Source organism: Bacteroides sp. 2_2_4 (assembly GCF_000157055.1).
Lineage (GTDB): Bacteria > Bacteroidota > Bacteroidia > Bacteroidales > Bacteroidaceae > Bacteroides > Bacteroides ovatus.
Genome location: NZ_EQ973355.1, coordinates 710249 through 733871, shown reverse-complemented (window position 1 = coordinate 733871; position 23623 = coordinate 710249). Strand labels below are relative to the sequence as shown.

Here is a 23623-nt window from a genome sequence, read left to right as displayed (position 1 = left end):
CCCGTTACCTACAAAGTAACGGGCAGTCTATTATTGAAACTTAGTGTTTAATAATATATTATTAATGTAATTTTTAAGTAGTTATGAAAAGAAAATTTGTAAAAGTGATGTTCTTCGGAGCGCTGGCACTTTCTACTGTCACCTATGTAGGCTGTAAAGACTATGATGATGACATCGACAATCTGCAAACGCAGATTGACGCGAACAAAGCTAGTATCGCCGATTTACAAGCCAAAGTGAATGATGGCAAATGGGTGAAGGATGTTGTAAAGATTGAAGGTGGCTTCAAGATAACCTTTAATAATGGAGACGCTTATGACATCGTAAATGGGAAAAATGGTGTTACTCATAAAGTTGAAATTAAGGAGGGATATTGGTATATTGACAATGTAAAGCAAATTGCTGCTACTGGTCCACAAGGTCCTGTTGGTCCTGTTGGTCCTGCCGGTCCTGATGGTCCAAAAGGCCCTGAGGGTGTTGATGGCAAATCACCCTATGTTGGAACTGATGGCTTTTGGTATTTCTATCAACCTGAGCACGAGAATGCTATTAAAGAAGGAGATAAAGCTGGATGGGTACAAGGTCCTACTTCAGAAACTAGTATTTATATAGTAAAGAGTCAAGAGAAACCATGCTGGACTTTACATGTGCGTAATGATAAAGATGAATGGCAAGACGTTGTATTGCCCACTGCTGATAATATAACAAGTATCAAAGGTGTGGCAATTGAAAACGGCGTAATTTCTACTGACGGAACCAAAGAAGTTAGTCTGTATTATGGTACTGCAAATAACAAGGTTAAATTCGGTAATCCGGAAATTGAGTATCCAAAAGGTTATTTATTTACCAGTAGCGATGCTGTAATCAATGCAATGGTAAATCCTGCAGATATTGATATTGCACAGTACACAGTAACTTTGGAAGATTCGCATGGAAATACTTGCTTTGTACTGGCATCACCTGCTAAGAATATGTCATCTGATCCATTGAAGAATCAAACTGCTACTCGTGCCGAACAATGGAATAAAGGCATTTATGATTTTACTATTGGTTTTGCAAATGTTGATGCTAAAACCATTGAAAATGGTAAGGATGTTGCCTATGCATTGTCTACAAAGAATGCATGGGGGAAAACAATTCTGTCTGATTATGATGTGAAGATTAAAGCTGAGAAAGGAAATGCTCCTGCTTTGACTGCTACTACATATGCTACTGCTAAGGATATCGATATTAATGAAGAATGTATATTAGATGATCTTGTTCAGAGTGAAAATGTATTTGCTGCTGATGGTAAGAGAAGTGGTTATGGGGAAGAAAATTTAGGAAAAGTCTTTGCTCACTACTATGCGATACCTAAGAATACAAAAAATGTAACAATGAAAGAGGTAGATGGTAAGACTGTTATCACCTCTTCCGAGCCACAAACTGTGACCGTTACTCTTCATTACCTGAAAGTTGATGGTACTGCTGATAAGAAAGAGTTTAATTTAAACTTTAAAACTCTTGCACAAAGCGTATCTTTGACAATGAACTGGGTTGTCGGTGCGAAGGATGCGGATTCTAAGGTTGCTTTGCCTAATGATATTCAGAAATTATTGAAAGATACGAAGTATTCTATAGCTTATGCTTCTTCTAAAACGACGAAACTTACTGGTACTGCTGCGGCAGCAGATGGTAATATTAGCTTTACTGCCGATGAAGTGAAAGTCAATGGTGAAGCTGTATCTTATCAAAACGGTAGTGTTAAACTTGCATTGACAGACAATGGTAAGAGTGGTGATGAGAAAGTCTATTATCTAACTCCTGAATTTGCTAAAAATTTGGTTACCGCTACTTCTCATAAGATTGATTTGGTAGTTTATCATCAGGGTGGAGATGAAGCTACTGGCACTGATATTGCTAAGATAATCACAGTAAATCTGAACATCACTCAAGATGATAATACTATTAATGTATTCAAACCGCTTAAATCGTTCTTCGATGCTAGTTTCGAGAATGCTACTGCTTATGGTACGACATCTTCGAGTGAAACAACTATCTCTTATAATTTGTACACTCTCTTTGAAACAATTGATGCTGGTGTTAAAGATCATATAGAGTTTACTTTATACAAACCTGGTAAGAATGACAAGGATGGTAAGGAATGGACTGCTGGTGCAAATAAGGGTGATATTTCTGTTGTTAAATCCGAAGTAGATAAATCAAGACCTGTAATTGCCACCTATACTCCGTTTGGTAATAAAAATCTTACTAAGATAGAGAAGAAGTTTAATCTTACTTTTGCTTCGCAAATTGTAGGACCTAAGACTGATATATTTACTGATAAAGGAAATTATCTTTCTATGGCAAAACAGAAATTTGATATTAATATCAAGAATTTCTTATGGAAAGATTATCTTACTAAAGATATTCAAGTGGATGACGAGAGAATAGCTAGTGTAACATTGTCTTTGAGTGATGAGGCCAAAAACTATATTAAACTGAGTGATACGACATTCCCTTCTGCAGATTCTAGTGATGGTGCAACTCCAGTAGTTAAAAAAGGTATAGTTAATGTATCGTTGATTGTTACTAGTACTACTAATATAAAAACAACTATTTCAGGCACGGAAAGTTATATCCTTATCACAGTGAAAGATATTTGGGGAAAGACTACTACTGCCAAGATTGCTGTTCCTATCAAGAACAAGGCTGACGAAGATGCAGATAATGCTAAAAAATAAGCTTTGAACCCTTTTCACTTAATTGTGAAAACCATATAGGGGATGACAGATAAATAAATGATGCTTGCGAAAGTGTTTTTTATTATTTGTCTTCCTCTTCTATAAGGGATACCTCCCTTATTTCCCACAGGTATCCCTTTTTTTGTCTCATTACATCTTCTTATTTGCACTAGAACCAATTTGCTAGTCCCTTATTTCCCTATAGATTAAGGAGATGTTTTGAGAGTATAGAAAGCCCGGGCTTGTGAAAGTCCGGGCTTTTCGTGCTCTTTTGTCTTTGGAACATCTTAGCTATTTCCTTTGTTTGTTCATGCGGGGTATTTCCATTGATGGGATAATACTCGTATATTTATCGTCTAAATTATTAATAAATTATGAGATGTTGAAAGTACTAGCATTTATGAAGCAGGTAGCCACTGGGTTACAGATGGAGGGAAACTTTGGGACTGCACATGTCTATCGTAGTAGTCTGAATGCCATCATTGCTTATCGTGGGAAAAATGATTTTGTTTTTAGTGAAGTGACTTCGGAGTGGTTGAAAGGGTTCGAAGTATATCTTCGCAGTCGTGGATGTAGTTGGAACACCGTTTCCACCTATTTACGGACCTTTCGTGCGGTTTACAATCGTGCGGTCGATCTTCAGAAGGCTCCTTATGTTCCTCATTTATTTCGTTCTGTTTATACCGGAACGCGGGCTGACCATAAACGTGCGTTGGGTGATGACGATATGAAGAAGGTGTTTACTAAATTATCTCGTGCATCGGGTGTACCATTAGCGGTATATCAGGCGCAGGAGCTATTCATCCTGATGTTTTCGCTTCGTGGTATGCCGTTTGTCGATCTTGCTTATTTGCGTAAGAGTGATTTGCGCGGTAATGTAATAACGTATCGCAGACGTAAAACCGGGCGACCATTGTCGGTGACATTGACTCCGGAAGCAATGGCTTTGGTAAAGAAATACATGAATCGTGATTCTTCTTCTCCTTATTTATTTCCATTGTTGAGAAGTCGGGAAGGAACTAAAGAAGCCTATCGCGAATATCAGCTTGCATTACGTAGTTTTAACCAACAGCTGATGTTATTGGGTGAATTGCTCGGATTGGGAGATAAACTTAGTTCATACACTGCCCGTCATACCTGGGCTACGACGGCTTATTATTGTGAAATCCATCCGGGTATTATTTCCGAAGCGATGGGACATTCGTCTATCACCGTCACTGAAACTTATCTGAAGCCTTTCAGGAATAAGAAAATTGATGAAGCAAATAAGCAAGTTCTCGATTTTGTAAAGCGTTCAGTGACAGGTGTAAGTGCTTGAAAATTATTCTGTTACTCTGTAGGTAACGGGAATGAATATCGGTGCAAATATGAGCATATTTCTTAAAACAACCAAACGAAATCACACATTTTTTCTAATAAAGCATTCAAAAGTAGAACTAGGACAAATAAAACACGCGGATTCTTTGTATTAGGGCTTTGTTAACTTCTAAATTTTGCAAAAGATTTCCTTCCCCTCTACTGCCTTTCAGAAGCAGGGGTAAAAAAATTTCATCACATTTGGTATCATTTTTCAGTATCGACTACTCCAGAAGAGCAGGCACAAAGGTTTCTCTGTTACCTACAGAGTAACGGGTTGTGCTATTATTGAAACTTAGTGTTTAATAATATATTATTAATGTAATTTTTAAGTAGTTATGAAAAGAAAATTTGTAAAAGTGATGTTCTTCGGGGCGTTGGCGCTTTCTACTGTCACCTATGTAGGTTGTAAGGACTATGATGATGACATAAAAAGTGTACAGGAACAAATTGACCAGATCAAGTCAAACAATCCTGTAAGCGTGGGAGACATGCAAACTGCCATTAATGTGGCTAAAAGTGCTTTGGAAAGTCAGTTGGCTGATTTAAAGACAAAATTGGAGAATAAGGATTCTCAAATTAAAGATTTGGGTCTGAAAATTACTGATTTGGAGGACAAATTGTCAAAGACTGCTGATAAGGCAACGGTCGACCAGCTGACAAAAGACTTGGCAACAGCTAAGAATGATTTAGAAGCACTGAAGAAACTTCAAAAGTCTGATATTGATGGTTTGATAGCAAGAATTGTAAAGCTGGAAGCCCTTAAAGAGGAATTGGATGGTTTAAAAGTCAATTTCGCTACAAAAGAAGAGCTGAAGAACTACGTTGAATCTGCAAAACTGTCAGGACTTATCAGTGATGAAATTGCCACAGCTTTGGGAGAAGATGGGGAGATTGCCGCTGCAATAAATGATGCTATTCAAACAAAGGTTCTTGCAGACTTTGGCAGTATGAAGGAAGTTGCTGCTCTTGCCGGAGAGGATGCAACTGTAGCAGATGTTATTAAAGAATTGTATGCTGCTATTAATGCTGATAAAACTGGTATCCTTGCTAAACTGACTGCGCTGGAAGACTATCAAACAGCATTGGAAGATAAAGCGGTAGAAAATGGTTTCGAGAGTGTAGAAGCCGTTATTGCAGAGGTGAAATCTCTTAAAACGACTCTTTCCGGTCTTTATGCAAGCGCAGAATTCAGTGAAAAAGTCAAGGCGATTGTTTCAGCAGAACTGACGACTGTAAATAGCCGTATAGATACGTTAGAAGATGACCTTGCAAAACTGGGTGTTGCTATTAAAGGTATGATTCAGAGTGTAGTATATATTCCTACAAGCATAGATCGTAGCGTAGATTTCTATACTTTGTATGCTAAGAAAACTTCAACCTCATCTTCTTATGTTGTTGCAGCGAAGAGTGCAGATGCAAAAGAATTGCAATTCCGTATTTCTCCGGCTTCTGCTGCTATGACATTGGAGGATTTCAATAAAAACTACGAAATCAAGTTAAATGCTGAAGAACGTAACTGGACTCGTGCTGCTGAACCGTTTGCCGTAGAAGTGAAGAACTGTGAAGCTGGTGTTCTTACAGTATCATTAACAACTTCAAGCGAAAAGAGCCATGCGATATCTTTGAATATTGTAAGTACAAAAGATGCGGAAGGTAAAGAAGGATTGACTCCGACAAATGTTAATTCTGATTATATCGCAGTGATACAGTCTAGTTATTATCTGAAGACTGCTTATTATGAGGTAGCAACAGAGAAAGCAGGCGAGATTATCTATGATGCTCCCCAACCGGTTGATTATTCAGGAGTTGGAACTTTGACGGTTTCATATACAACAACTGCAAGTGGAAGCACAGCATTTACAAAAACATTAGAAGAACTGAATGTAGAGAATATCTTTGCGACGACTTATAGCTTGACTGGAACAGATGCAAATCTATTTGAAGTTTCTACTGCAGGTAGCGTTAGTCTAAAAACATCCGGTCTGATTGCTTCTTTGGATAAAACTGCTAATGTTATGGCTAAAGTAACGGCTCCAGGTTTCTATTTGGAAACTAGTTCTGATAATCCTAAAAAGTTAGGAACTGTAAAAGTAACACGTACTATTGATGAACTTACACATGCGTATGCTTTGGTAGAACGTGACTGGACTAATGAAACAGCAGTTGCTGCAGAGGAGAGAGTAGTTCTAAATGTTGCTGACATTTATAACGATCCGGCTGTGAATATCCGCCCATCAGCTTATGAAAGTTTGAGTTTGGTTGAACTTCTTCCTACAACAGGTATACGCTTAGAAAATGGTGCAAATAATGCCTTGACTTTAATCATTCCTAAAAATACAGCTGCTGGTGATTATACCGCAACAGCTAAGTTCGAAGGAGATGGCTATACGCTTGTTGTAAATGTTCCAGTTAAGATTAAGCCTATCACTTTGGCTAAATTGGCTAGAGTGTCGGAAATGTGGTCTTCAGATCAAACTCGTACAGGCTTTACTCCGACAAAAGATTCTGAGACAGCGGCTACTGCTATTACTTCCGAATTTAAGCTTGCTACTATATTCTCCAACTTTGATGCTGTTAAAGCTGCTGTTTTGGCTAAAGGTGGTACTTTCGTAATTACTACTAACATTACGGAAAATAGCATTGCTGGCGTTAGCTATGATGAAAACGAGGCTAAGTTTACGTTTGATAAAGATCTCTATACTGGTAAGATGACTGTTGGTGGTAAGACTGTACCTGCTGTAGTTAAGTTTACTATTAAAGCTAGCTATAATGGTAAAGTTGAGGATACGATTGAAGGTATTGTTGAAGTGAAAGATATTAGTGGAACTTGGGTTGCTCCGACTGCAACGACTCTTTCTTTATCTGATAAGTCTGTAGAATATAATGTTTCAACAGGTTTTGCTTGGAATGATTTGGCAGGTAAGACTATGTGGAAGGATGGTGCTGTGGTAGCAGGAACAGGAAGCAATGGATTTGCAAATTCAGTTACTAATCCTCTTGATATCTATGGTCTGGCAGCTCCTGTTTTTGAATTCAAAGAAGCAGCTGCGTCAACTTATCTGTCTCTTGATGATGCTACAGGAAAGGTGACCTTTACAGCAGAAGGTAAATCTCACCATTTCTACGAAGCTGTAACTTATACTGTAGAAGTAAAAGCTACATCTAAGTGGGGTACAATTAAGAATTATGAAGGAAAGAATACAATTACAGTAACTATTCCGGCAGAATAAGAAGAAAAATTGGAGAGTTGCTTCAAACCTCTTAATGCTTTATATAAGCAAAGGATTGTATTACAGTTGAAACTACTCCAAATTCAGAATAATAAAACCCTTCTTCACCTTGTGTGAAGAATACGCCGAGAAGAAACAGAGTGAAGGATTTGGCTTGTGAAAGTCAATCCTTCCAATTCTGTTCTTCTTATAGAAAGGGATACCTCCCTTATTTCCCACAGGTATCCCTTTTCTTTATTTCATAACATCTCCTTATTTGCACTAGAAACCAATTTGCTAGTCCCTTATTTCCCTATAGATTAAGGAGATGTTTTGAGAATATAGAAAGTCCGGGCTTGCGAAAGTCTGGGCTTTTTCATTATTATTTATTTATCGGATTGAATATAATGGAAGTTCTCGTCATACAGTCCTACGAGCAGGCTTTGTCCTTTACCATCCACTTTCAGCCCGCCATATACGGCTTTTTGATAAAGAGTATCTTGTCCCTCTTCAAAGAAGAAAGACTCGGCACCGAGGAAGATCCGGTGACGCACTATTTTATATTTGATGACTAGCTCATTGTCGTTTACAGGTTCTAAAGCGTTTTGCAGCCGCACTATTTTTCCTACTTGATTACTGTCAATTTGAAGTATGGCATAACCGCGTATGGCAGTTTGTTGGTCTAGCAGATCTGATGAAGCTTCTTTGTAGCTAAGCCTCATATAGTCTCCTTGCATAAGAGAGCGGGGATCGACGGGAGCTAGCTGTAACAAAATCAACTGTCCGTCTTTCAAAGTTTGCTCTTTTTTATAAACCGACCAGTTGAAATATCCCAGTAGCAGTATCAGGTTTGCAATAATCAATATTCGGCTATACTTTTTCATGTCTTGTTCTTTTTTGAGTGAAGAAATACCAGGCTGTAATACATGCAATTCCGATGAAGAAAAGTGTCATGGATTTGGTGAGCAGGCTTAAATTCAGATCATAATAGTATTTGGAAACGGCATAGATAAAAAGAAGAAGCGAGGCAGCACACTCCGCTTTGTAGCCATAATGGAAACATATTAGAATCAGCAACAAACTGCCGGATAAATAAGGAGCAAACACGGTAGGCAGACAGATAACAATACAAAGAATATAGATACCAATCTGGTTCACCGGATGATCCACTTTCATGACCTGCATGATTCGTTGAACCATTATAAGAATACCGATCCATATACAAACAGACAGTATGCAGGATACAAGCCAGCTATTTGTTTCTGATATCAGATAATTGATTGATAATCCTCCCAGTGAGACGATACCGGATATGAATAATCCGAAATGAAATGGTTTGTATTTGGAAAAGTAATTCTCTGTTCCTATACATTCAAACAACTTAGTTTCAAAGATGTTGGCAAATAGAAATAGTGCAAGGATAGGAACTACAGCTATTTGCAAGGGATAAAACGAAGAAAAGACATGGGCGGCTTCTCCGAAGAAAGATATATTAAACAGAATGACTGAAAGAAAGGGGAGGATAAACCCTCTTGATAGCAAGAATGTGAGAATACTGATTCCCATAAGTGTAATGAAGAGGATATTAATGCTGGCATTTATACCAAAACCAATCAATACACACCCGGCTATGTATAAAGTGATGTTCATTGCATCCAGAAAAGACCGGATCACCATGCGGCTGATTGTTAGGGTAGTGAGAATTAATATACTTCCTACAATCAGGTAAGAAATATCGGAGCGGAGGATTCTGGCAAGTGCCAGAAATCCCAGAAAGAAAATAGCCGTCAGGATTCCTCCGATAATAGATACGGCTTGAATGGTGAGGCTATGCTTCTGTGTCATACCATTGCTTTTTTAGATGAAGAATGATGTAAATGAGTAAAGTTGTTCCGGTGATGACAATAACCCCTCCGTAGAAGAATATCTGAACATCCCTAAGACCGCTTTGTGATATGAATGTAGTCAATAGAATCATTAACGCAGCAAACGGAATGATAGCCAGATAGAACAGGCTTTTTATTTTCCATCCATACCAAAGTCCCGCAGAGAATAAAAGGAGGGTGCTTATGAGAGGAACAGACAATATGGCATTCTCTTCGCAGATTGCCATCATTAACAGAAAACTGGTATGTATAATAGTAGCCAGTGAAAGAAGGCTGACAAACCAGCGATTGTTTCTGTCCAAATGACCTTTTACACTCATCCATTCCGTGATGATCGTTGTTAAGGCACATATCCAGGTTACTGCATTGGCCAGCAAAGTCATTTCCCAGGAGTTGGCACTGGCAATCTGTATATTGTACAACCATATCGTAGTACAAAGTAATCCGATGAACGTCAGCCATAACGGAGCGAAACGGATAGCAACCGCCCAGAGAATAGTGAAGAGAGTCCATCCCAGGAAAAGATCGTAAGCATCGGCTCCCGTTTGGTAGATTTGTCCGAAGATAGCTAAAAGCGTGCCTATCAGGAATGTAGCTCCGGTCAGGAGAATTTGTTTGACGAGCTTATTCCAATGCGTGAATGTAGCGAGCAGGACAGAAGCTACTAATAACACTTCTACTATTCCTAACTTTGCAAATTTGGGTAATTCCTCCCAGTTGTAGGCAAAGAAGAAGATAATTCCTGCCACTGTAAAACCAACGCCCACTGCCAATAAAAAAATAGAAAGGAATTGATTCCATTGTTTTTTATCTGCGTACAGCGCTTGTCGGGATAAAGGCGAAGAGTCGGTCTTTTCCATGTGTTTTTGCTTTTTGATGATTACAAACATAAGAAAATAAAATGATTATCACCTCAAGATAGACTATAAAAAGGTATGACTTACCTTATTGAAATTGACAATAATAGTAGGTCATACCTTGAGAGAGGTTATGAAAATATTCAAAATAGAATAACTTAAAATACCTCCCGTATATGCTTAAAGTTAGAATTGATCGTATCAATTACTTCTTGTGAACGACCGTTGATTAACAACTTATACATTGATTGTGCAAAGCCCACCATTTGACCGAATTCAATTTTGGGAGGCATGGCCAGTGCGTTCGGATCAGTCATGATATTAACAAGTACCGGACCGTCCAACTCAAATGCATTCAGTAAGGTAGTCAACACTTCTTCCGGATCACTGACATTAAATCCGGTCATTCCCATTGCTTCGGCCACTTGAGCAAAGTCTGGATTCAACATATTTGTCTGCCAGTCCGGCAATCCGTCCACTTCCATTTCCAACTTCACCATTCCCAATGAACGGTTGTTGAATACGATAATTTTAATTGGTAACTTATATTGTACAACGGTTTCCAAGTCTCCTAAAGTCATAGACAAGCCACCATCTCCGCAAAGCGCCACTACCTGGCGATCCGGATAAGCTAGTGCGGCACCGATGGCTTGCGGCAAAGCATTTGCCATAGAACCATGATTGAAAGAACCCAGCATGTGGCGTTTGCCTGTCGCTTGCAGATAACGTGCTCCCCACACACAAGTCATTCCCGTATCTACTGTGAACACAGCATCGTCCGAACTTAGTTTGTCTATTTCGGACATCACATATTCGGGATGAATCTTATTTACGTCGCCTTTATCTTCCGTGTAAGCAGCCAGATCCTTCTTTACGCCTTCATATCTTTTGAGTTGTTTCAACAGGAACGAATCATCTGTCTTCGGATTCAGCATACGCAATAGACTTTGGATGCTCAGTTTAACATCACCGCAAAGTCCGATATCCACCTTTGCACGACGTCCCAGACGTTCGGGCTTTATATCAATCTGTGCTATCTTGATGTCATCCGGCAGGAAAGCGGAATAAGGAAAGTCGGTGCCGAGCATGAGAAGCACTTCGGCTTCATGCATACTGTAATAGCCCGACGGCATTCCCAACAATCCGGTCATACCCACTTCATACGGATTTTCATATTGCACCTCCATCTTTCCTTTGAAAGTATATACCACCGGAGCATTCAGCTTCTCGGAAAGAGCAATCACTTCCTCGTGAGCTCCCCGGCAACCGATGCCGCAGAAAAGAGTGATACGCGTATGTTTGTTTAACATGTCAGCTAATTGAGCCAGATCTTCTTCCGACGGACAAACTTCCGGTGGGGCAGGATAGTTGATAACCGACGAGTCGACAGCAACGGCAGAAGCCTTTGCCAAGTCACCCGGAAGCCCGATAACGGACACCCCTTTGCGGGTGACAGCCGTTTGTATGGCCGACTGGAGCATACGTGGAAATTGTGTGGGAGTAGTGGCTACTTCATTATAATAACTGCAATCGTTAAAAAGTTTGATGGTATTCGTCTCCTGAAAATATTCCGTACCGAACTCTCCGGTGGGAATTGTAGAGGCGATGGCGATTACCGGTGCGCCGGACCGGTGTGCGTCATACAAGCCGTTAATCAGATGAACATGTCCCGGCCCGCTACTTCCCGCGCAGCATCCCGGGCGACCGGTCAGTTGTGCTTCTGCCGCAGCGGCATACGCCCCTGTTTCTTCGTGGCGCACATGTATCCATTTTATTTGATCGTTTTTTCTGACTGCTTCGTTTACTTCATTCAGACTGTCGCCTGTTACGGCGTAGATGCGTTCAACTCCGGATTTTACCAGAGTATCTATCAACTGTTCTGCTATTTTTTTTGCCATAGCTGTAATTGGTTTAGGATTGATTTTTATGTAATAACAGATGGCTGCAAAGAAAAGTTCTGATTTAACATATGCTAATAACGCCTTTGTGTCGGGACACATCACCACTTTTATGTTAAAATTAATTCTGTAACAACTTTTTAGTAAAGATGTATAAACAATTGCAATATCCTTTTGTTATCTTTATAGGCGAAATCTTAACCTAATGTATTAAACCTCTTAATTACTCTAGAAAAATGAACAGAAATGAAATCGGTGTGAATGCCGGTAAGGTTTGGCAACTGCTTAGTAATAATGAGAAGTGGAGCTATGGACTTTTGAAGAGAAAATCCGGGCTGAAAGATAAAGAGCTGGGTGCCGCTTTGGGGTGGTTGTCAAGAGAGAGCAAAATAGAGTTCGATCAGTGCGATGAAGAGCTTTATGTATATCTCTGTGTGAATGTTTATATTGGCTGAAAGAGTTTGACGCTTTAACGAGAACAGAAGAATCTCCAGAGGAATGACAGCATAGTCAGCACTTCGGAGATTCTTGTTTTTTTATCCTTTTTCTGCTTTATGTTTCTTCCTTTCAATGGATTTCCGGAAATAATTCTGTTACTTTGCATCACGAATTAAAATGTAAGAAACAATGAGAAGTTTTGCCTCCGACAATAATTCCGGTGTGCATCCGTTGGTAATGGAAGCATTGAACCGGGCTAATATAGACCATTCTTTAGGATATGGCGATGATAAATGGACAGAAGAAGCCGTAGCGAAAATAAAGGAAACCTTTACGCCCAACTGTGTCCCCTTGTTTGTATTTAACGGAACAGGTAGCAACGTGGTAGCATTGCAGCTGATGACCCGTCCGTATCATTCCATCTTTTGTGCGGAAACGGCTCATATCTATGTAGATGAATGCGGCTCTCCTGTGAAAATGACAGGTTGTCAGATTCACCCGATTGCCACTCCTGACGGTAAACTTACCCCGGAATTGATGCAACCTTATCTGCATGGTTTCGGCGATCAGCACCATTCACAACCCAGAGCCCTCTACATCTCCCAATGTACCGAACTTGGCACCATCTATACTCTCGAAGAGTTAAAACGTCTGACTGACTTTGCCCATCTGAATGGTATGTATGTACACATGGACGGAGCCAGAATAGCCAATGCCTGTGCCGCTTTGAATCTTTCCTTAAAGGAACTGACAGTAGACTGCGGAGTCGATATTCTTAGTTTTGGCGGAACGAAGAACGGACTGATGATGGGAGAGTGCGTGATTGTATTTAATAAAGACCTGCAACCGGAAGCCCGCTTCATCCGTAAGCAATCCGCCCAGCTCGCTTCGAAGATGCGTTACCTCTCTTGCCAGTTTACGGCATACCTCACAGATAACCTCTGGCTGAAGAATGCCAACCATGCCAATGCAATGGCTGCCAAACTTTACACTGAATTGAAGAAACTGCCCGAAGTAACTTTCACTCAAAAAGCCGAAAGTAACCAGTTATTCCTCACCATGCCCCGCCCGGTTATCGACCGCATGCTGGAGTCTTATTTCTTTTATTTCTGGAACGAAGAGAGGAATGAAATCCGTCTGGTAACTTCTTTTGATACGACAGAAGAAGATGTAGACGAGTTTATAAGACTTTTAAAACGTTAAAAAGGAAATCCGGAACAACAAAAGCGCCTGAATATCTGTTTTTATAGGAAGTTTGAAACTAACTTTGTCCGCAAAGTTTTCTACTTCTTATGATTATGAATACTAGACAGAACAGGCTAATCATATTCGCGCTTTTGTTGTTGACACAAACCCCGTTGGGCGCACAGCTGCATTCTACTAAAATTGAACTGCCGGAGGATTCTATATCTGCAACCATGGAAGATTCCATTCCGGCAAAGCGCAGTTTCTTTAAAAAGTTTCTTGATTACTTCAATGACGCCAATAAGGAAAAAAAGAATAAAAAGTTTGATTTCAGTGTGATAGGCGGCCCACATTATTCCAGTGACACCAAGTTCGGACTCGGACTGGTGGCAGCCGGACTATATCGAACCGATCGGATTGATACGCTTCTTCCTCCCTCCAATGTCTCTCTTTACGGAGATGTGTCGACTGTCGGCTTCTATCTGTTGGGAGTCCGCGGAAATCATCTGTTTCCAAAAGATAAATACCGCTTGAATTACAATCTCTATTTCTATTCTTTTCCCAGTCTGTATTGGGGACGGGGATATGACAATGGAGCGAACTCTGATAACGAAAGCGATTATAAACGTTTTCAGGCACAGGTGAAAGTCGATTTTATGTTTCGGCTGGCAAAGAACTTCTACATCGGCCCGATGGCCGTATTCGATTATATCGACGGACGGAACTTTGAGAAACCGGAACTATGGGAAGGAATGGCCGCGCGAACCACTAATACCAGCCTGGGACTTTCCCTCCTTTACGATTCACGTGATTTCCTGACAAATGCATATCATGGCTATTATTTGCGGATAGACCAGCGGTTCAGTCCGGCTTTTCTCGGCAATAAATATGCGTTTAGCAGTACAGAACTGACTACCAGTTATTATCAGCCGGTATGGAAAGGTGGAGTGCTGGCAGGGCAATTCCACACATTGCTTACCTATGGCGATACCCCTTGGGGATTGATGGCAACATTGGGAAGTTCTTACTCCATGCGCGGATATTACGAAGGACGCTATCGGGACAAGGGAGCAATGGACGCGCAAATAGAACTCCGGCAACACGTCTGGAAACGGAATGGAGTAGCTGTATGGGTAGGAGCGGGAACGATTTTTCCACGACTTTCCGAGTTCACCCCGAAACACATTCTGCCTAATTATGGCTTCGGGTATCGTTGGGAATTTAAGAAGAGAGTAAATGTACGTTTGGATTTAGGGTTTGGCAAACACCAGACCGGATTTATTTTTAACATCAATGAAGCTTTTTAAAAATATAAAGAATTGGTTGGAAAATCAGGAACATCTGTTTTATCTGTTCCTGTTTATCTTGATAGTACCTAATATGGTACTCTGTTTTACAGAACCTTTACCATTTATGGCAAAAGTCGCCAATGTGTTGTTACCTTTCGGTTGCTATTACCTGTTGATGACTTTGTCGAGGAATTGCGGCAAGATGCTGTGGATTTTATTCCTGTTCCTGTTCTTCGGAGCCTTTCAGATCGTGTTGCTTTATTTATTCGGCCAGTCCATTATCGCTGTCGATATGTTTCTGAATCTGGTCACCACCAATTCGAGTGAGGCATTGGAACTGCTCGATAATCTCACACCTGCCATTATTGCTGTAATCATACTCTATGTACCTGCCCTGATATTAGGGACGATTTCAATTATACGTAAACGGAAACTTACGGTAGAGTTCATTCGCAGGGAACGGAAGAGAGCCTTCCTGGTCTTTGGAATCTCCCTCCTTAGTCTTGTCGGAGCCTATGTGCAGGATTCGGGATATGAGTTGAAATCTGATTTATACCCGCTAAACGTATGCTACAACGTAGGTCTTGCCTTTCAAAGAACAGCTCTGACACAGGATTACCACCGTACATCCAAAGACTTTACTTTCCATGCCCGGCCTACTCATCCGGAGGGAAAACGGGAAGTATATGTAATGGTCATAGGAGAAACCTCTCGTGCCCTAAACTGGCAATTGTATGGTTACGAACGTGAAACGAACCCGCTCTTATCCCGGCAAACGGGTCTGATTGCTTTCCCAAAAGTGTTGACAGAGTCGAATACGACACATAAAAGTGTCCCCATGCTGATGTCGGGTGCTACTGCCTGCAACTACGACTCTATCTACCATCAAAAAGGAATCATCACCGCTTTCAAAGAGGCAGGATTCCGGACGGCTTTTTTCTCCAACCAACGTTACAACCATTCATTTATCGACTTCTTCGGAATGGAAGCCGATACGTATGATTTTATAAAAGAAGATTCGGTCAGTTCTACCTATAATCCTTCTGACGACGAACTTCTGAAATTGGTGGAGGAGGAACTGGCGAAAGGTGCAACGAAACAATTCATCGTACTTCACACCTACGGTTCCCACTTTAACTATCGCGAACGTTACCCGTCGGAAGATGCTTTCTTTACGCCCGATTATCCGATGGAAGCAGAGAGAAAATACCGGGATAACCTGGTGAATGCCTATGACAACTCTATTCGTTACACGGATGATTTTCTGTCACGACTTATCCGTATGTTGGAAAAACAGCAGGTAGATGCCGCCATGCTCTACACTTCCGATCATGGAGAGGACATTTTCGACGATTCCCGTCATCTGTTCCTCCACGCTTCTCCCGTACCTTCTTATTATCAGCTTCATGTGCCATTCCTGATTTGGATGTCCGATGACTACCGCGAAACGTATCCCGAACGTTGGAATACCGCTATTGAAAATAAGGATAAGAATGTTTCTTCCAGCAGCTCTTTCTTCCCGACCATGCTGTCTTTAGGCGGAATAGAAACTCCTTACCGGGATGATTCTCAGGCTGTGACGGCTTCGTACTACGTCCTGAAACCGAGGGTTTATCTGAACGATCACAATGATCCCCGTCCGTTGGATGATTTGGGCATGAAGAAGCAAGACTTCCAGATGCTGGAAAAGAGGAATATCAAGTATTAAGTATTAGGTATTAATCCTTGTTAATTTTTGCATCCAAAAATGGGATTGGCGTGTTATTTGCCGTATGATGTATGAACGATTAAATTCATAAAACATGGCCTATATAGATTATTACAAGATTCTTGGAGTAGACAAAAGTGCTTCTCAGGATGATATCAAAAAGGCTTTTCGTAAGTTGGCCCGGAAATATCACCCTGATTTGAATCCTAATGACCCTAGTGCAAAGGATAAATTTCAGGAAATCAACGAAGCCAATGAAGTACTGAGTGACCCCGAGAAACGTAAAAAGTATGATGAGTACGGAGAACATTGGAAGCATGCCGATGAATTCGAAGCGCAGAAACGTGCACAGCAACAAGCCGGAGGCTTTGGCGGTGCAGGAGGTTTCGGCGGATTCGGCGGTGCGGGTCAGGGTTTCTCCGACGGTAACGGAACCTATTGGTATAGTTCCGATGGAGAAGGATTTTCCGGTGGCAACGCTAGTGGATTTTCCGATTTCTTCGAATCAATGTTCGGACATCGGGGAGGAAGAGGACAAGGTTCTGCGGGATTCCGCGGACAGGACTTTAATGCCGAACTTCATCTTTCCCTTCGTGATGCTGCTCAAACGCATAAGCAGATATTGACTGTAAATGGTAAACAGGTACGTATCACTATCCCTGCCGGTGTAGCCGACGGACAGGTTATTAAACTGAAAGGCTACGGAGCCGAAGGTGTCAACGGAGGACCTGCGGGCGACTTGTACATTACGTTCGTTATAGCCGAAGACCCGGTGTTCAAACGCCTGGGCGACGATCTGTACATAGATGTGGAGGTAGATCTTTACTCTGCCGTATTGGGAGGCGAGAAAGTAGTCGACACGCTGGACGGTAAAGTGAAACTGAAGATAAAACCGGAAACGCAGAACGGTACGAAAGTCCGTCTGAAAGGTAAAGGATTCCCGGTTTATAAGAAGGAAGGACAATTCGGTGACTTGATTGTGACCTATTCTGTCAAGATTCCTACGAACTTGACCGACAAACAGAAAGAGTTGTTCCGTCAATTACAGAGTATGAACTAAAATGAATGAGTACTATGCAGACCGAATTAATAATTGTCAGTGAATACTGTCACAAATGTCATATTGAGCCTTCATTCATCGAAATGTTGGAAGAGGGCGGTTTGATTAACGTGCATACCGAAGGCGGTGAACATTATCTGCTTTTGTCGGAACTCCCGAACGTGGAACGTTATAGCAGAATGTACTATGACTTATCCATCAACATGGAAGGTATCGATGCCATTCATCATTTGCTGGAAAGGATGGAAGATATGAGGCACGAAATGCGTTCGCTTCGCAAACAACTTTTGCTGTACCGGGAACGGGAAATAGAAGATATGGACTGGTAAAAAAATAGAGCCTCTGTTTGATTCGAACAGAGGCTCTATTTATAGTAAACGGAGGCTCTGATTCATTCAATCAGAGCCTCCGTTTTTTCAGGATGTTTATGCCGTTATTTTATAATACAATATACGTGCAAATCTCTTCCAGATAGCGTGCGTCGATAGTGTCGAAGCTATCCAATGTATCACTGTCGATATCCAGCACCCCGGCAACTTTCCCCTGCTTGAGGATCGGTACTACTATTTCCGATTTCGAGTCCGAACTACAGGCTATGTGTCCGGGAAACTGCTCTACATCAGGAACAATCAGTGTACGGGCTTCTTTCCAAGCGGTTCCGCAAACTCCTCTGCCAAAGCGGATGCGAGTGCAGGCAATGGGGCCTTGAAACGGACCCAGTACGAGTTCTTCCTCTTTCACAAGGTAAAAGCCTACCCAGAAGAAACCGAAAGTCTGCTTTAAGGCTGCTGCCATGTTGGCAAGATTGGCAATGAGATCTGCTTCCGTACTTACCAAAGCATGCAGTTGCGGAAGTAACTCCCGATACTTTTCTTCCTTGCTTCCTGTGTGGATGATTAAATTTTCTGCCATCTCTTTACTATTTGATTTGGTTCAGAATGCTCGGATCTTTTATCTTATCGTCTTCTGCAAAGAAGATAATCTTAGTCAGTATCTCGGCAGTCTTCGGATCTTCATCTACAAAAGGCAGGAACAGGCGTCCGCGATTTTGCGAATGTACCGGAAGAACGGCTATCTGTGCACCACCTTCCTGATGGATCACACCGCTGCCCAGATGAATATTGTACTTACCCAGTTTACCTTCGATGTGAGCGAAACTTCCTTTTATCGTCACGTTCTTGAAATGGAACAACGGCATTGTCAGTTCCACCAGCACGCTGCGTATCTCGATGGTAGAGTGGCTGGTTTCCGGATCGACGCTTCCGGCATGAGCTACACTTACTGCCAAGTCTACGTCCCTCATCACTTCCGAGAAGATGACAGGAGGAATCTCCGAGATTTTCATCAGCTTGTAGTCCTTGCGGTTGTGGAAGCAGACATATTCTAATGTCGGAGCTTCGATGTCGGCAGGAGAGAACCAGTCTGCCATCGCATAGATGGTGGCGATGATGTTCTCTTTGTAATAGATCTTTTGGAGACCGTCTTCATAGTCGGCTACCCAGCGACGGCCTTTCAGTACGGCAACCGTTTTCTGCGGTTGGATCTGGTTGCCGGCATAGCGGCGGGATTGAGTGGCTTCTATTTCTTCCGGAGTCGGAACGTAAAGTTCGCGGAATACCTGTTTGAAAGGTTGGCGGATTGATTTATCGAACAGGAATTTTTGATAAGCATGCCAGTCTCCGCTTGTATACAGGTCTGTGGGGTGCGCGATGCGTAACTCGTCTTTCGGTTTTAACGGGAGGCAAACGGCATTCACTGTAATCAGCAATCCATCGGTGTAGAAGCCCGTCTGTCCGTTGCAGATGAAGACGAGATGTTTCAGTAATGGCCAGATAACAGGATTCTGCATCAGCTTGCGCAATTCGTTTTCTTCAAAATGGGTGCAGTCTTCCATCGCCTGTTCCAGCATGATGCGCGAACGGGTGTACTGGTCTTTCAGCTTTTTGTGTACTGCTTTCAGTTCTTCTATATACGGATGCTTTTTCAGCTTGGCAGGCATGCTGTTGAGCTCTTTGCCGTCTTTGATTTGCTTAATCTCCGATTTACCTTCCTCGTTGATTTGTACATACACTTCTACGCCGTCTATCTCTTTGGGGGACAGGTAGGGAAGAAGTTCTTTAATCAGTTCGGTTTCCATGCTCCAGGTCAGGCGGGTAACGTCTCCGTAACCGGAGTTGCGTGCCAGGTTTTGCAGAGCGATGTTTACCGCTTTCTTTTCGCTTTCCTGTCTTTGAGCACCGAATTCCTTGCTCTCTTTCAGGAACTTTTGCAGGTATTGATAACGATCCAGCAGTTCTTTATCCGGCTTCCGTCCCAATGGGATGAGGCCGTAGCTCATCAATAAGTCTTTGTTGCGCTTGGCTATTATTTCTTTCTTTATATCTGCCGCCTTCACTGCACCGTTGGTAGCATCGGCAAACTTACGGGCACGGGTATGGCTGTTGCTGCATGAAATATATTTGGCGGCATTGTAGACCACTTCGAAGCGTTGCTTGCCAATTGTCTTAAATGCATCTTTGAACCAGTCGATGTCAAAAGCACCTTCCCGCAGGTCATCTACGTCGATGGGGGTGTAGCGGGCGATAATCGCTTTCTTCTTGTCGTCACACGTTTCATTGGTGTGGGCGTGGAAATAATAGGCTGCACTTGTCAGTCCTTTCCAGCCTATTGCCTTTTCAGTCAGTTCAATCCATTGTGGGGCGAACATGGCGGCTTCTACCAGTCGCTCGTCGCTGATTTCGGCTTGTTTCGCCAGTTTCTTCAGATTCTCGCTGGTGTCCGTAGGCAGGGGATGACAAGCATGGAGCAGACTGCTCAATACACCCCGTTTGGTGCTGCCCCAGTTGTAACTGTCACGTATGAAAGTATCTTTGCCGAATGCTTGCAGAATACGGATAAATGTTTCAGCTCCATAGACGTAGCTTAGTTCTTCTGCAAGGGAGGTGACTTGTGTCTCGGAGTCTCCACGTTTTAATTCAATTTCAAGAATCCGGTCTACCACCTTTTGGGCGAGGGAACGGAAGAGGGAGAAGTCGATGTTTTTGATATCGGCGTATCTTTCTTTTTCCTTGTTGAAACGAACGTTGTCGTTCAATACCATGGTGATTGCTTTGATCTGGCTGGGAGAGCTGATGCGTCCCATCATTTCACGGTATACTTCCTCTGTCGGGATGATTCCCAGCATCCAGGCACGGGCGAAGTCTGTGGCATGAAGATAAGAGTCTGTTTCTTCTAGTTCGGGGGTGTGCTCCATGTAGTTGGTGAGCTTATAAAGCTGATAGCGCACTGTGAAGTAACGGATAAATAGATCATCATTCATGGGCTTTTGAGGCATTTCGAGCCAGAAGTTCACGAATTTGTTGTTATGTATCGGATAAACGACCTGTTTTTCTCCGTATTCCAGTTTGTCCCGAAGCCATGCATGCTTACTGGTGTACTGGCGGAAGATGTTTTTGGTATTTAGCAAAGGCAATAGTTGGAGCAGCATATTGACGGCCAGTCGTTGATAGACGGCTTCATCTTTGTATTCGTATGCCAGTGCTTCGATGATGTCACTCATCTGTTCATAGTACGGCATCTTGCGGAGGTCTTTCTGCAATCCGCGGTAAGTGATGCCGGCATACATCCGGTTGACAAGCGGCTCAAAAGTATTACTTGATTTCTGGTCTGCCTTGATGTCTTCTTCATCTTCCTCGTCGGAGTCGTCTTCGTCTTTAGCGGTACCTGTCGATGCAAGCATGAAACTCATCATCAGCAATTTGTCGTAGCTTCCTATTTCTTCTTCGTAGAAGGCTTTCCACAATTCCGGGAATCCGAGTCCGCTCAATCCTCCGTAGTTGCTCCAGTTTATCAGGACACTGTTACCTACCAGACGTGCTTCTCCGTAACCATTTTTGAATTCTTCATTCTTGTAGGTTTCGATGTATTTGCTTAGTTTTTTGAAAACGAGTTTGGCCCTTCCAAAGCAGATGAATTCGAATGCTTTTTTAACGTTGAATCCTTTGTCCTGGGTAATTTCCGGCAGACTGACTTCAAGAGACGGATCGTACAGACCGAAACCGTTATCTTTGGTATAATGTTGTGTGACGCTCTCTTCTGTTCCATCGCCAATCAGAGATTCTATCAATACTTTTTCTTTCGGGTTCGGCTTCTGAATCTCTTTAACTGTCGGGATCAATTCCTGATAGATATCTTGCAGGAATTCTACATTGTGTATGGTCTTCATCATGTCCAATCCTGCCAGGCGGCGTTCGGCAACCTTGTCTGTTAGCAAGCGGCGGATGCTGTCGGCTAGCTGTTCTTTGGGCTGTTTCATCAGCAGATTGATAGCATGGATACGCATTTCGCTGTATTTGAAGCGCAGTAACTCTTCTACTTTCTGGTTTTGTTCGGGCGATAAGGTCATCTCGGACAATGCTTTATATGCTTCTTCACGCACATCTTGCGAACGGTCTCCCAGTGATTGCAGTACATATTCTTCCTGTAGCGGACTGGTCGGTGGAGCTAATACAACACCGATATAGCCTGCCCGCATATAAGTATCCAGAGAGGGCAGATAGCTGCAAAGATCGTCTTTCAATGCAGAATTATTAGTCATCCAGGTGATATATGCCATTTTGAGAACGATTTCCGAACGGGTGAGTTCTGTGCTTTCCCAAGGGAATACATAAGGAGAATAAATCTCTTTGGCAGAGATGGACTGATAGATTTGCTTCAGATATTCATAATGGCGGACCGCCTCTTCTTTGCTATCAAAATAGTCGTGGAGTGACGGGGCGTCTTTGTGCCCTCCATACCGGCTAAGATAGAGACCGGACAGATACAACGGTAAGATAGCCGCCACCACCGACGGTTCCTTATACCATCTTTCAAAGGCATTTTTACTGATGCGGTGGTTCATGCCGGAGTATTGCGTACAGCGTAAGAAATAAAGTAATGTCTGTACCTGGTATTTAGCACCTTTCTTGATAATTTCCGGTACGAGCGTCTGAATCTCTTCCGTATTATAGAATCCGATGCTCCATAAAGCCAGATAGAGTTCGACTGTATCTTTGCTTTGAAGAGCACTGTGTGCTTGTTTCCGGTCGTTCAGAAAACGATGGATCAGTTCTACATATTTATTGGTGATACGTTCGCTGCTGTCTTGTTCTCCGATACCCGTACTGACTGCAATACCGCGTTTCACGGAAGCAAATCGTTGCAGGCCGTTGTCGCAGATGACCGAGAAAAGATGGAGATAACTTTCGGGACAACCTTCGTCCATCGTTTCCACGATAGCTTGGCGGAGACCCTCCTGTAACTTGGCTGCCAGAAGTAACTTCCCTTCCAGTTCCAGCAAGGGGCGGTATCCACTTACTGCGATAGCCTGGAGATGTCCCTGGTTGAGGCGGTTGGCGTTATTCTCACTGGTCAGCACATTGTTGAGGTATTCAATGACAGTCTGGTTGCCTTCTGCTATTTGGGCGGCCATCCAGTTTTGGCAGTTCATCGAATCCTTGTATGCTTCTATTTCTTCCGGAGTGTTTCCTCCGTTCAGTATGGCTTGATCCGTAAATCCGGTGGCGCGCAGTTTCAGAAACTGGGTCAGTGCATCTATAACGTGCCCGATATGCAGAAGAGGATTTGCCGACCGTTGTGACCGGCGCGAGTATCCGTGAGTGTACGGGCACCGTGCTTTGAGCTTCAGATAGGTGTGGAACAGGTGGGCGTACTCGTCTCCCAATAGATAGTGGAGTAGCTTGTTCAATTTACCATCGAAAAGATTGGCAACGCTTTTAATCTTCTCTTCTTGGATAATATAGATGATGCAAGGCTCTAATTTATCGCTGTATGCACCATACCGGGTATCCATGTTGAAGTATTGCATAAATACATCCAACAGTGCCATTGTCTCTTTGTCTAAACTGGTTCTCTTTTTCGTTAACCTTTCCAGGTACGGAGCAATCCGTTTATTTAATGCGTCATTGTAAATCAGTCTCATGATTCTTTTCGTTTTAAATGTGTTTTATAGG

At 42.3% G+C, this 23623-nt stretch carries 15 protein-coding genes; 9 read left to right on the top strand and 6 right to left on the bottom strand.

Going from position 1 to position 23623, the window contains the following annotated elements:
* Nucleotides 1-83: 83 nt before the first annotated feature.
* The 3 genes from BSCG_RS24280 to BSCG_RS24290 all read left to right on the top strand — a co-directional run bounded on the left by BSCG_RS24280 (nucleotide 84) and on the right by BSCG_RS24290 (nucleotide 7312).
* Entirely contained in the window at nucleotides 84-2723 is a 2640-nt protein-coding gene (locus BSCG_RS24280) for a hypothetical protein (protein ID WP_032849284.1), read from the top strand.
* A gap of 379 nt (nucleotides 2724-3102) precedes the next feature.
* Complete coding sequence (locus BSCG_RS24285; RefSeq protein ID WP_004311770.1) at nucleotides 3103-4041, top strand: tyrosine-type recombinase/integrase; 939 nt, start codon at nucleotides 3103-3105, stop codon at nucleotides 4039-4041.
* A 376-nt stretch (nucleotides 4042-4417) separates the two neighbouring features.
* Nucleotides 4418-7312: a hypothetical protein gene (locus BSCG_RS24290; protein ID WP_008774829.1), complete on the top strand. Its 2895-nt coding sequence runs from the start codon at nucleotides 4418-4420 to the stop codon at nucleotides 7310-7312.
* Between the two features lie 365 nt (nucleotides 7313-7677).
* On the opposite strand, the gene BSCG_RS24295 is transcribed toward BSCG_RS24290, so the two are convergent.
* From BSCG_RS24295 to BSCG_RS24310, 4 genes are all read right to left on the bottom strand, one after another.
* Complete coding sequence (locus tag BSCG_RS24295; protein WP_004307158.1) at nucleotides 7678-8175, bottom strand: GDYXXLXY domain-containing protein; 498 nt, start codon at nucleotides 8173-8175, stop codon at nucleotides 7678-7680.
* Nucleotides 8162-9136, bottom strand: coding sequence for a DUF4401 domain-containing protein (locus tag BSCG_RS24300; RefSeq protein WP_008774828.1), 975 nt, complete (start codon nucleotides 9134-9136; stop codon nucleotides 8162-8164). The genes BSCG_RS24295 and BSCG_RS24300 overlap by 14 nt, the downstream gene beginning before the upstream one ends.
* The gene (locus tag BSCG_RS24305; protein ID WP_008774827.1) at nucleotides 9120-10037 is read right to left on the bottom strand and encodes a DUF2157 domain-containing protein; all 918 of its coding nucleotides are present in this window, start codon (nucleotides 10035-10037) and stop codon (nucleotides 9120-9122) included. Before BSCG_RS24305 ends, BSCG_RS24300 begins: the two co-directional genes overlap by 17 nt.
* Before the next feature lie 155 nt (nucleotides 10038-10192).
* The gene (locus BSCG_RS24310; protein WP_032843878.1) at nucleotides 10193-11932 is read right to left on the bottom strand and encodes a thiamine pyrophosphate-dependent enzyme; all 1740 of its coding nucleotides are present in this window, start codon (nucleotides 11930-11932) and stop codon (nucleotides 10193-10195) included.
* A gap of 236 nt (nucleotides 11933-12168) precedes the next feature.
* On the opposite strand from BSCG_RS24310, the gene BSCG_RS24315 reads away from it, so the two are divergent.
* The 6 genes from BSCG_RS24315 (at nucleotide 12169) to BSCG_RS24340 (ending at nucleotide 17941) form a co-directional block, all read left to right on the top strand.
* The gene (locus BSCG_RS24315; protein ID WP_004301053.1) at nucleotides 12169-12387 is read left to right on the top strand and encodes a winged helix-turn-helix domain-containing protein; all 219 of its coding nucleotides are present in this window, start codon (nucleotides 12169-12171) and stop codon (nucleotides 12385-12387) included.
* Between the two features lie 172 nt (nucleotides 12388-12559).
* Complete coding sequence (locus tag BSCG_RS24320) at nucleotides 12560-13573, top strand: threonine aldolase family protein (RefSeq protein WP_004311766.1); 1014 nt, start codon at nucleotides 12560-12562, stop codon at nucleotides 13571-13573.
* A gap of 89 nt (nucleotides 13574-13662) precedes the next feature.
* Nucleotides 13663-14862 carry a BamA/TamA family outer membrane protein gene (locus BSCG_RS24325; RefSeq protein ID WP_004301038.1) on the top strand — a complete coding sequence of 400 codons (1200 nt, stop codon included), beginning with the start codon at nucleotides 13663-13665 and terminating at the stop codon, nucleotides 14860-14862.
* Complete coding sequence (locus BSCG_RS24330; protein ID WP_008644785.1) at nucleotides 14849-16552, top strand: phosphoethanolamine transferase; 1704 nt, start codon at nucleotides 14849-14851, stop codon at nucleotides 16550-16552. Before BSCG_RS24325 ends, BSCG_RS24330 begins: the two co-directional genes overlap by 14 nt.
* A gap of 94 nt (nucleotides 16553-16646) precedes the next feature.
* Complete coding sequence (locus BSCG_RS24335) at nucleotides 16647-17612, top strand: DnaJ C-terminal domain-containing protein (protein ID WP_004301036.1); 966 nt, start codon at nucleotides 16647-16649, stop codon at nucleotides 17610-17612.
* Nucleotides 17613-17626: 14 nt separating this feature from the next.
* Complete coding sequence (locus BSCG_RS24340; protein WP_004307142.1) at nucleotides 17627-17941, top strand: chaperone modulator CbpM; 315 nt, start codon at nucleotides 17627-17629, stop codon at nucleotides 17939-17941.
* A gap of 109 nt (nucleotides 17942-18050) precedes the next feature.
* Here the strand turns inward: BSCG_RS24340 and BSCG_RS24345 are convergent, their stop codons facing one another.
* Both BSCG_RS24345 and BSCG_RS24350 read right to left on the bottom strand, forming a co-directional pair.
* Nucleotides 18051-18524 (bottom strand): GAF domain-containing protein, encoded by a 474-nt coding sequence (locus BSCG_RS24345; RefSeq protein WP_004307141.1) that lies wholly within the window; start codon nucleotides 18522-18524, stop codon nucleotides 18051-18053.
* Nucleotides 18525-18531: 7 nt separating this feature from the next.
* Nucleotides 18532-23592: a DUF4132 domain-containing protein gene (locus tag BSCG_RS24350; protein WP_008774825.1), complete on the bottom strand. Its 5061-nt coding sequence runs from the start codon at nucleotides 23590-23592 to the stop codon at nucleotides 18532-18534.
* Nucleotides 23593-23623 lie beyond the last annotated feature (31 nt).